The organism is Methylobacterium sp. WL116 (assembly GCF_008039455.1).
Lineage (GTDB): Bacteria > Pseudomonadota > Alphaproteobacteria > Rhizobiales > Beijerinckiaceae > Methylobacterium.
Genome location: NZ_VRUV01000121.1, coordinates 1 through 10386, shown reverse-complemented (window position 1 = coordinate 10386; position 10386 = coordinate 1). Strand labels below are relative to the sequence as shown.

General features: G+C 69.4%; 11 protein-coding genes and 1 pseudogene. 1 reads left to right on the top strand and 11 read right to left on the bottom strand.

Annotated elements, in window-relative coordinates; genetic code table 11:
* The 11 genes and pseudogenes from FV223_RS11515 to FV223_RS11465 form a co-directional block, all read right to left on the bottom strand.
* Positions 1–859 (bottom strand): annotated as a pseudogene (locus FV223_RS11515) (two-component sensor histidine kinase); the annotation flags it as partial.
* A 334-nt stretch (positions 860–1193) separates the two neighbouring features.
* Positions 1194–2594 carry an adenosylhomocysteinase gene (ahcY, locus tag FV223_RS11510; protein ID WP_147727175.1) on the bottom strand — a complete coding sequence of 467 codons (1401 nt, stop codon included), beginning with the start codon at positions 2592–2594 and terminating at the stop codon, positions 1194–1196.
* A gap of 128 nt (positions 2595–2722) precedes the next feature.
* Positions 2723–3484, bottom strand: coding sequence for an ABC transporter permease (locus FV223_RS11505; protein ID WP_147727174.1), 762 nt, complete (start codon positions 3482–3484; stop codon positions 2723–2725).
* A 97-nt stretch (positions 3485–3581) separates the two neighbouring features.
* On the bottom strand, positions 3582–4508 hold the full coding sequence (locus FV223_RS11500) for an ABC transporter ATP-binding protein (protein ID WP_147727173.1): 927 nt from the start codon (positions 4506–4508) through the stop codon (positions 3582–3584).
* 438 nt (positions 4509–4946) lie between these two features.
* A complete protein-coding gene (locus FV223_RS11495) occupies positions 4947–5432 on the bottom strand; it encodes an ATP F0F1 synthase subunit B (RefSeq protein ID WP_187274714.1) in 486 nt (161 codons plus the stop codon).
* 19 nt (positions 5433–5451) lie between these two features.
* Entirely contained in the window at positions 5452–6033 is a 582-nt protein-coding gene (locus FV223_RS11490; RefSeq protein WP_147727171.1) for a F0F1 ATP synthase subunit B', read from the bottom strand.
* A gap of 113 nt (positions 6034–6146) precedes the next feature.
* On the bottom strand, positions 6147–6374 hold the full coding sequence (locus FV223_RS11485; protein ID WP_007566773.1) for a F0F1 ATP synthase subunit C: 228 nt from the start codon (positions 6372–6374) through the stop codon (positions 6147–6149).
* A 58-nt stretch (positions 6375–6432) separates the two neighbouring features.
* Entirely contained in the window at positions 6433–7218 is a 786-nt protein-coding gene (locus tag FV223_RS11480; protein WP_147727170.1) for a F0F1 ATP synthase subunit A, read from the bottom strand.
* Positions 7219–7298: 80 nt separating this feature from the next.
* A complete protein-coding gene (locus FV223_RS11475) occupies positions 7299–7679 on the bottom strand; it encodes an AtpZ/AtpI family protein (protein WP_147727169.1) in 381 nt (126 codons plus the stop codon).
* Between the two features lie 189 nt (positions 7680–7868).
* Positions 7869–8513, bottom strand: a complete 645-nt coding sequence (locus FV223_RS11470; RefSeq protein ID WP_147727168.1) for a DsbA family protein — start codon at positions 8511–8513, stop codon at positions 7869–7871.
* Between the two features lie 79 nt (positions 8514–8592).
* Positions 8593–9075 carry a DciA family protein gene (locus FV223_RS11465; protein WP_147727167.1) on the bottom strand — a complete coding sequence of 161 codons (483 nt, stop codon included), beginning with the start codon at positions 9073–9075 and terminating at the stop codon, positions 8593–8595.
* Between the two features lie 102 nt (positions 9076–9177).
* Between FV223_RS11465 and mutY the strand changes: the two genes are divergently transcribed.
* Positions 9178–10386, top strand: a 1209-nt coding sequence (gene mutY, locus FV223_RS11460; RefSeq protein WP_147727166.1) for an A/G-specific adenine glycosylase, incomplete at its 3' end; no start/stop codon positions are given.

Genomic DNA, 10386 nt, shown 5'->3' with positions numbered 1-10386 from the left:
GGCCGGCGGGGCGGCGCTGGCCGTCCTCGCGGGCGATCATCTCGCGGGCCGGGCGGTCGAGCAGCTCGATCCCGGCCTGGATCGCGGATTCGCGGTTCGCCGCCTCGACCGCGGCGACGTAGGCGGTGTTGACCCAGGCGAGGCCGCCCTCGCGGTTGCGCCGCCAGACCGGCTGCGGGATCGCGTCGAGCAGGCCGGCCAGCGCCGACAGGCCGCGGCGGGCATCCTCGAGGGTCTCGCGCAGCTCCGAGATCTGGCGGCGATCCTCCGTGGTCTCGCGCAGGCGCAGCAGGACGCGCCCGGCCACCGCTTGGCCCTGCGCCTCGATGCTGCGGCCTGACTGGCTGCGCAGGGTGGTGCGGAAGCTCGTGCCCCGGATGCGCAGGGCCTCGACCGCGGTCTCGATCGCCTCGGCGTCGGTCGGCACCAGCCACGTGCCGAAGGCGAGGATGCGGCGGGCGGAGCCGATCGCGGGGCGCGTGCCGTCGAAGGCCAGCCCGACGTCGCCCTCGACCACCGGCTCGCTGCGCCCGTCCCAAGTCACGATGATCTGGCGCTCCGCGGCGAGCAGCATCTCGGCGCGGTCGTGGGCACCGCTGAGCGCGTCGAGGGCCGCGGCCTGCTCGCGCTCGCGCCGGGTCCAGCGCGAGCGCTCGCTCAGGTAGAGCAGGGCGACGATGGTGGCGAAGGCGACGAGGCCGCCGAAGATCGCGGCCGCCGCGACGTTGTGCATGTGCGAGCCGAATCCCCAGGCCGGAAAATCGGCGCCCGCCGCGAGGGACGGAGCCGGGAGGCCGGTCGCGGCGGCGAAGAGAGCGCCGGCCCCGGCGATGCGCCGTGCCGCCCGATCGACCTCCATGATCCGTCCCGTCTCCCAAAACCGCCGGTCGGACCGACGCGAACGAATGCGTGGCGCATGCGGCGCCGGTTCCCCGCGCCCCGTTTCGGGGGAGGGGAGACGCGACGACCTGACGACCTGCCGAACCGGGGGCAGTCTAACGCGTCGGGGATTTGCGCCGGAAGCGGAATTAGCTTGGCCGTAACCGTGGGTCGGCAGGTCGCGTGCGAACGACACACAGAAGACACAGTCCGGCCGGGCGGTGGTGCCTTGACAAACGAAGAGGGCCCGGCGCAACCGCCGGGCCCTCCTGTCTCGCATCGGTCCTGCCCGGCGCGTCCCCGCGCCGAGGGTCTCAGTAGCGGTAGTGGTCGGGCTTGAACGGGCCGTTCTCGGAAACGCCGATATAGGCGGCTTGGTCGGGGCGGAGCTTCGAGAGCTTCACGCCGATCTTCTCGAGGTGGAGCAGCGCGACCTTCTCGTCGAGCGCCTTCGGCAGGGTGTAGACCTGCTTCTCGTACTTGCCCGGGTTGGTCCAGAGCTCGATCTGGGCCAGCGTCTGGTTGGTGAACGAGGCCGACATTACGAAGGACGGGTGGCCGGTGGCGTTGCCGAGGTTCACCAGGCGGCCTTCCGACAGCAGGATGATGCGGTGGCCGTCGGCGAAGGTGATCTCGTCGACCTGCGGCTTGATGTTCGACCACTTGAGGTTCTTCAGGCCGGCGACCTGGATCTCGTTGTCGAAGTGGCCGATGTTGCAGACGATCGCCCGGTCCTTCATCGCCCGCATGTGGTCGAGGGTGATGATGTCCTTGTTGCCGGTGGCGGTGACGAAGATGTCGGCGCGGGGCGCCGCGTCTTCCATCGTCACGACCTCGTAGCCTTCCATCGCGGCCTGGAGCGCGCAGATCGGATCGACCTCCGAGACCAGCACGCGGCAGCCGGCATGGCGCAGCGAGGAGGCCGAACCCTTGCCGACGTCGCCGAAGCCGGCGACCATCGCGACCTTGCCGGCCATCATCACGTCGGTGCCGCGGCGGATGCCGTCCACCAGCGACTCGCGGCAACCGTAGAGGTTGTCGAACTTCGACTTGGTGACCGCGTCATTCACGTTGATCGCCGGGAAGAGCAGCTTGCCCTCCTTGGCGAGGTTGTAGAGGCGGTGGACGCCGGTGGTGGTCTCCTCCGAGACGCCCTTGATCGCGTCGGCGAGACCGGCGAACCAGCCCTTCGGCTTCTCAGCGAGCTTCTTCTTCAGGAGCGCGAAGAAGATCTCCTCCTCCTCCGACTCGGGCTTGTCGAGGAAGGCGGTGTCGCCGTTCTCGGCGCGCAGGCCCAGGTGGACGAACATGGTGGCGTCGCCGCCGTCGTCGAGGATCATGTTCGGCGTTCCGCCGCCATGCCAGTCGAACAGCTTCGAGGTGTAGTCCCAGTACTCCTCGAGGGTCTCGCCCTTGATGGCGAAGACCGGGATGCCGGCGGCGGCGATCGCGGCGGCTGCGTGGTCCTGGGTCGAGTAGATGTTGCACGAGACCCAACGGATGTCGGCGCCGAGAGCCTTGAGCGTCTCGATCAGCACCGCGGTCTGGATCGTCATGTGCAGCGAGCCGGCGATCTTCGCGCCCTTGAGCGGCTGCGACGGGCCGTATTCCTCGCGGGTGGCCATCAGGCCCGGCATCTCGGTCTCGGCGATCGAGATCTCCTTGCGGCCGTACTCGGCCAGGCCGATGTCCTTGACGATATAATCCTGGGCCATTTCGCTTCGCTCCGTGTCGCGGGTTGCCTCTCGCCGAGGCATCTAGCAGAGCGCCGGATACGAAGCAATCAAGACATAAAGATGTCTTTATGCGTTTTCGAACGGCTCCAGGCAGACGGGCCGGCGGCTCAGCTCTTGAGGCGGTAGCCGGTGCGGAAGATCCAGGCGACGAGCCCGAGGCAGACCGCCAGGAACAGGCCGGTCATCGCCAGGCTGATGCCGATGGCGACGTCGGCCGTGCCGAAGAAGGCCCAGCGAAACCCGCTGATCAGGTAGACCACGGGGTTCGCCAGGCTGACGGTGCGCCAGAACGGCGGCAGCATCTCGATCGCGTAGAAGCTGCCGCCGAGGAAGGTCAGCGGCGTCACGACGAGGAGCGGCACCAGCTGCAGCTTCTCGAAGCCGTCGGCCCACAGGCCGATGACGAAGCCGAACAGGCTGAACGTCACCGCCGTCAGCACCAGGAAGGCCATCATCCACACCGGGTGCTCGATGTGCAGCGGCACGAACAGCGCGGCGGTCGCGAGGATGATCAACCCGATCAGGATCGACTTCGAGGCCGCCGCCCCGACATAGCCGAGCACCACCTCGACCGGCGAGATCGGCGCCGAGAGGATCTCGTAGATCGTGCCGGCGAAGCGCGGGAAGTAGATGCCGAACGAGGCGTTGGCGATGCTCTGGGTCAGCAGCGCGAGCATCACGAGCCCGGGCACGATGAACAGGCCGTAGGGCACGCCGTCCACGGTGCTCATCCGCGAGCCGATCGCCGCGCCGAACACCACGAAATAGAGCGAGGTGGAGATCACCGGCGCCAGGATGCTCTGCATCGCCGTGCGCCAGAAGCGGCTCATCTCGAACCGGTAGATCGCGCGGATGGCCGGCCAGTTCATCGGTTTGCCTCTCGATGCCGACGCCCCGGGCCGCGACGCGCGTTCGCGCCTGCCGGCAGCCGGGGGATGGATGGTTCGGACCTCGCGGCGGCCGCGGTCATGCGCGTTCCCTGACGAGATCGACGAAAATGTCCTCGAGCGACGACTGGCTGGTGCGCAGGTCGCTGAACCGGATGCCGGCCGCGCCGAGATCGGTGAGCAGCCCGGTGATGCCGGTGCGCTCGCCCTTGGCATCGTAGGTGTAGACCAGCTCCTGCCCGCCGGGGCCGAGCTCGAGGCCGCGGTCGGCGAGATCCGCCGGCAGCGCGGCGAGGGGGGCCAGCAACTGGAGGGTGAGCTGCTTGCGCCCGAGCTTGCGCATCAGCTCGGCCTTCTCCTCCACGAGGATGATCTCGCCCTTGCGGATCACGCCGATCCGGTCGGCCATCTCCTCGGCCTCCTCGATGTAGTGCGTGGTCAGGATCACGGTGACGCCCTGCTCGCGCAGGCGCCGCACCATGCGCCACATGTCCTGGCGCAGCTCCACGTCGACGCCCGCCGAGGGCTCGTCGAGGAACAGGACCTTGGGCTCGTGCGACAGCGCCTTGGCGATGAGCACCCGGCGCTTCATGCCGCCCGACAGGGTCATCAGCCGTGAATCGCGCTTCTCCCACAGGGAGAGGTCGCGCAGCACCCGCTCGATATGGCCGGGATCCTTCTTCAGGCCGAACAGGCCGCGGGTGAAGCTCACCGTGTTCCACACGCTCTCGAACGCGTCGGTGGTGAGTTCCTGCGGCACCAGCCCGATCGCCTTGCGCGCCCCGCGATAGCCCGAGGCGATGTCGTGCCCGTCGACCGTCACGGTGCCGGTGCTCGGCGTGACGATGCCGCAGACAATGTTGATCAGGGTCGACTTGCCGGCGCCGTTCGGCCCGAGCAGAGCGAAGATCTCGCCGCGCGCGATCGCGAGGTTCACGGTCTTCAGCGCCGACAGGCCCGAGGCGTAGGTCTTCGACAGATTGTCGATGGAGATGATCGGCGACATCGCAGTCCGTGAAGGATGGCCCGCCCGGCAAGGCGAGGACTGTGTGCCCTATAGCATCTGTCGGTTGAGCAGCAGGCCGACCACCGGGCGGCCGACGCGCGCGGTGTCGAATGGCACCTCCTGCAGCTCCGATTCTCGAGGCGACGACGTCAAGCGAGCGGCGATCCGCGTCACTCCCGTTTCGTGGACCGGATCCATCTTTCGGGCAGCGTCGCCCACCGTGCCCTCCTTCCCCCCTGAAGCGGAGGAGGGGAGGCGCACGCCTTTCCCGACATTCTTGCGAAATAGATCGACGCAGTCGCCGGGTGGAAGAGGGCACCAGCGCCATCAGCGGCGCTGGACCGCTTCGGTCTCCGGCACGTGAGCGAGGCGAGCGAAGGCACGCGCACGAAAAAGCCGCCCGGAGGCGGCTTGATCGGTCGGTCCTGCCCGGAAGGGTCAGGCCCGCATGCGGGTGCGGATCTCGCCGAGGCTCGAACGCACCAGCGCCTGGGCGGCCTCGCCCTGCATGCGCTCGCGCAGGATCGTCTCGGAGACCTTCACCGCGGCGTCGGCCGCTGCGGCACGGACCTCGGCCTGGGCCTTGGCCTCGGCCTGGGCGATCTTGGTCTCGGCCGACTTGGTGCGGCGGGCGATGAAGTCGTCGAGGCGCTGGCGGCCCTCGGCGGCGGCACGCTCGGCCTCGTCGCGGGCGCTCGCGATGATGGTCTCGGCCTCTCGCTCCGCTTCCGCGCGGCGGCGCTTGTAGTCGGCCAGCACGGCGGCCGCCTCCTCGCGCAGGCGCTTAGCCTCGTCGAGCTCGTGGCGCACGCGGACGGCGCGGCCGTCGAGGCCCTTGGTCATGATCCCGAAGCCGCCGACCTTCCAGACGATCGCCATGAAGACGAGGAAGGCGACCGCGACCCAGAATTCCGCTGTCATCAACATGGTCGGTTCTTCCGTCTCAGTGCGCGGTCGCGGTGGAATCGAGGGCGCGGTCGAGGCTGGCCTGGTCCGGCGCCTGGCCCGTCAGCCGCTCGACGATCGCGGAGGCGGTCTCGCTGGCGATGGCGCGGACGTTGCCCATGGCTTCCTGCGTCCGGCTCTGGATCGTCGCCTCGGAGGCTGCGATCTTCTGGTTGAGCTCGGCCTCGAGCGCCTTGCGCTTGGTCTCGGCGGCGGCGGCGAGCTCGGTGCGGGTGCCCTGCGCGATCTCGCGGGCCTTGCCCTGCGCGTCGCGCAGCGATTTGGCGTAGGCCTCGCCGGCGGCGTCGGCTTCCGTCTTCATCGCCTGCGCCTGGTCGAGGTCGGCGGCGAGGCGCGCGGAGCGGTCGTGGAGAATGCCCTGGATGCGCGGGAGCGCGATGTTGGCCATCAGCCAGTAGAGCAGGCCGAAGGCGAGGGCGAGCCAGATCAGCTGCGCCAGGAAGGTGTGGGTCTCGAAGGGCGGGAACGCGGCGGCGTGCGCCGGCTCCGCGGCACCGGCCGGGACCATGTGGACGTCGGAACCGGCGGGCGGTGTGGTGAGGGAATTCGGCTGCGCCATGGCCCCGTCCGTATGACCTTGAAAGACGATGGAGCGCTCGCGCGAGGGGCGGAGCGCTCACTGGTGATCGGCCGCCGCGACTTCGAACGGCGCGGCGGCGGTGTCGGCGTCGATCAGACGGCGAACAGCAGGAGCAGGGCGATCAGCAGCGAGAAGATGCCGAGCGCTTCCGTCAGCGCGAAGCCGAGGAGCAGCGTGGCGCGCTGGCCGTCGGCGGCCGAGGGGTTGCGAAGGGCGCCTGCCAGGAACTGGCCGAACAGGTTGCCGAGGCCGATGCCCGCGCCGGCCATGCCGAGGCAGGCGAGGCCGGCGCCGATGTACTTCGCAGCGACGGGATCCATAGAAAACTCCTGAAGTGTCTTGAGAGTGCGTCGTTTGCCGCGGGTGGAGCCGGCCTGTTCAGTGGCCGGGGTGAAGCGCGTCGTTGAGGTAGATCGCCGTCAGCGTCGCGAAGACGTAGGCCTGAAGCGCCGCAACGAGGAATTCGAGAGCCGTCAGCGCGATCGTCAGGAACAGCGGGAGGGGCGATAGCACGCTCCATGCGCCTGCGGAAAGCAGCCCGACGACGAAGAACGCGAAGATCTTCATCGCGATGTGACCGGCAAGCACGTTCGCGAACAGACGCACCGACAGGCTGATCGGCCGCGAGATGAACGAGATCACCTCGATCGGCACGAGGAGGGCCAGCAGCGGCTTGGGCACGCCCTGCGGCACGAACAGGCCGAAGAAGTGCGCGCCGTGCTTCATCACGCCGTAGATCACCACGACCGAGATCACCAGGGCGGCGAGGCCGAAGGTGATGACGAGGTGGCTGGTCACCGCGAAGGCGTAGGGGATCATGCCGAACAGATTCAGGATCAGCACGAACATGAAGAGCGAGAACACCAGCGGCATGAAGCGCTTGCCGCCGTCGCCGGTGGCCTGGTGCAGGGTGTCGGCGATGAACTCGTAGAAGATCTCGGCCAGCGACTGCATCCGGCCCGGTACGACCGAGCGGCTCGAGGTGGCGACGATCGTCAGGAGCGCGATGACGCCGACGGCGGCGAACATGTAGAGCGCCGACTGGGTGAACGCGAGTTCCTGATGGCCGAGATGCCCGAAGGGCAGGATCGACTTGAGCTCGAACTGATGGATCGGATCCGGTCGCAAGGCGACGGAGTGCCCCGGGTCGATGCTGGCCGCCATGCCGTCTTCCGCCCTCACGTCTCGTTGCCGGCGGCCCGCATGGCCGAACCGGATCGATGGTCACAAAACACCGGTCGCCCTCACGGATCCCGCGGGGTGTCCCGTCCGGAACGGGCGCCGGCGAAGCCGGATGCCCGCATCACGTTGAAGACGCCAGCGACGAAGCCCAGCATCAGAAGTACGATCAGACCCCAGGGTTTCGTCCCGAGCATCCGATCGAAGATCCAGCCGAGCACCCCTCCCGCGATCACGCCGGCGACGAACTCCGTGGAGAGCGTCATGGCCTGCCCGAGGGAGGACGGACTTCCGGACGAACCCGAACGCGACGAATGAGCGGGAGGGGCCGGGGGCCGCTTCCGTTCGATCTGCGTCTCGAGGCGTCGGAGCCTCGCTGAGAGTTCGCTGTCGGGCGGCGTGGGCCGTCCGGTCTCTCCCTCGTCCCTTGCGTCGTTGCCGCTCACGGCGAGAACTCACATCGGCGAGAGGAACGGAACCGGGCGGATTGCCTCCTTCGAGCGCGGCGCACCTTAGTTTCGGCGCCCCGGGGTGTCAAGGCTCGAAAGGTCGAGCTTAAGGCATTCCAGGCGTTGAGAAAATTACGCTCGGGGCCGTGCGCGTGCGCAGCGTCGCGCGAGACCCGCCCGGAACCCTCACGCACCGAGGATCGGCTTGATGATCTTCTCGATTCCGTCGACCGTCATCTCGCCGGTGTAGCGCTCGCCGTTGATGAAGAAGGTCGGCGTCGAATCGACCTTGAACGTCTCGAGACCGCGCTGCTTCACGCCGTTGACCGCCGCGTAGAGCTTCTGGTCCTTGAGGCAGGCCTCGAACTTCTCCTTCGAGAACCCGGCCTGCTTGAGCATCTGCTCCAGGGCGTCGACCGGCTTCGGGGTGAAGGCCCAGGCCGGCTGCTGGTCGAACAGCAGGTCGGTGATCGGGTAGTACTTCGCCTCGCCGTCGCAGCGCGCCAGCATGAAGGCGGCGGTGGCGAGCGGATCGAGCGGAAACTCGCGCAGCGTGAACCGGACCTTGCCGGTGTCGATGTAGCGCTCCTTGAGCGTCGGATAGGTCATCTTGTGGAAGGCGGCGCAGTGCGAGCAGGTCATCGAGGCGTACTCGATGATCGTCACCTTCGCGTCCTTCGGCCCGAGCCAGACGTCGCCGAGCGGGCCCGGCTGCATCAGGCCGTCGACCGGCACGCTCTCGGCGAGCGCCGCCATCGACAGCTTGGGGAGGATGAGGGCGGCGCCGATGGCGAGGCCCGTGGCTTTCAAAGCGTCGCGCCGGGTGATCATGGCCGTGGCTGCCTCCGCGTTCCGTCCTGTCGTCTTGTTGAGAGTGCGGTAACGGCGCGGGCGCATCGTGGCAAGGCGCCTAGCGCTTCGCCGACGTCGCGACGACGGCGAGCCCGAGCCGGTCGAGGGCGTCGCGCAGGCCGTCGTGCTCGATCGTCGAGACCGCCTGCGCGATCTCGCCGCGCCGGGCCGGGTCGACGGTCGCCTCCGGCGGGCGCCGGGCGCTGCGGCCGACCCGGTCCTGCTGTAGCACGATCCGGCCGACGCAGGCCCAGCCGTAATGGGCGTTGATGCGCTGGATCACCACCGGCGCGAGGTGCTGCAGCTCGATCGCGAACACGCCCTCGACCCGCACCACCAGCGTCCCCGAATCGGGCGCGTCGTCCGTCCGGCGCTTGCGCTTGGGCCATTCGAGCTTCGAGGGCCGGCAGAATCGTGCCAGCCGCTCCCCGACGATGTCGGGCCAGGCGGCGAGGATGTCGGTCGAGGCGAAGCCCTGCGCCGCGAAGGCCGGGCCGATGCAGCCCTCGATCAGTTCCGCCAGCGGTTTGACGCGCGCCATGTTCTTGGGACATCCCGCCGGTTGCGGGCGCGAGGATAGCGCAAGGCCGGCGGCAAAGGGAGCGCTTTCGGCGGAGAGCCCGGGCCGCTATGCCTGCCGGCGATGCCCGCGTCCGAACCCTTTCCGAAGGCCGCCGACCTGCTGGTCTGGTACGACCGGCACCGCCGCGTTCTGCCGTGGCGGGCGCTGCCCGGCGAGCGGCCCGATCCCTACCGGGTCTGGCTCTCCGAGGTGATGCTGCAGCAGACCACGATCGCGGCGGTGAAGCCCTACTTCGCGACCTTCCTCGCCCGCTTCCCCGACGTCGACGCCCTGGCCGCGGCGCCGGAGGAGGCGGTGATGTCGGCCTGGGCCGGGCTCGGCTACTATTCCCGGGCGCGCAACCTCCACGCCTGCGCCAAGGCGGTGGCCGCGGCCGGGCGCTTCCCCGACACCCTCGACGGGCTGCGCAAGCTCCCCGGCATCGGCGCCTACACGGCCGGCGCGGTCGCGGCGATCGCCTTCGACCGCCCGGAAGCGGCGGTCGACGGCAACGTCGAGCGGGTGATGACGCGGCTTTACGCGATCGAGGCGCCGCTGCCCGGCGCCCGGCCCGAGATCCGGCGCGTGACGCAAGCGCTGGTGCCGCTCGACCGGCCCGGCGATTTCGCGCAGGCCGTGATGGATCTCGGCGCCACCATCTGCACGCCGAAGCGCCCGGCCTGCGCGCTCTGCCCGTGGATGACGCCCTGCCGCGCCCGCGCGGCCGGCAACCCGGAGACCTACCCGCGCAAGCTCAAGGCCGTGAAGGGCTCCCTGCGGCGCGGCGCGGCCTTTGTCGTCGTCCGCTCCGGCGACGAGGCCGTCCTGCTGCGCACCCGGCCGCCGGAAGGCCTGCTCGGCAGCATGGCCGAGCCGCCGATGAGCGCATGGGCACCGGACTACGACCCCGCAGGCGCGCTCCTCGACGCGCCCCTCGACGCGCGCTGGAAACGGCTGCCGGGGCTGGTGCGGCACGGCTTCACGCATTTCCCGCTGGAGCTGACCGTGTTTCTCGCCCGCGTCGCGCTGTCGACGCAGGCGCCGACCGGGATGCGCTTCACGCCGCGGCGCGACCTCGACGCGGAGCCGCTGCCCGGCGTGATGAGGAAGGTGCTGGCCCACGCCTTCGATCCGAAGCCGGAATCCGAGGCGAAGCCCCGCGGCCGGCCGAAGCGCGAGCCGCCGCCGATGCCGATGCTGGCGGTCTGGGAAGCGCCCGAGACGGTCGCGGACCCGCCGCGGCCACCGCCTTGGCGCAGGCGTGGAGGTTGCGCGCCCGGGAATAGTAGC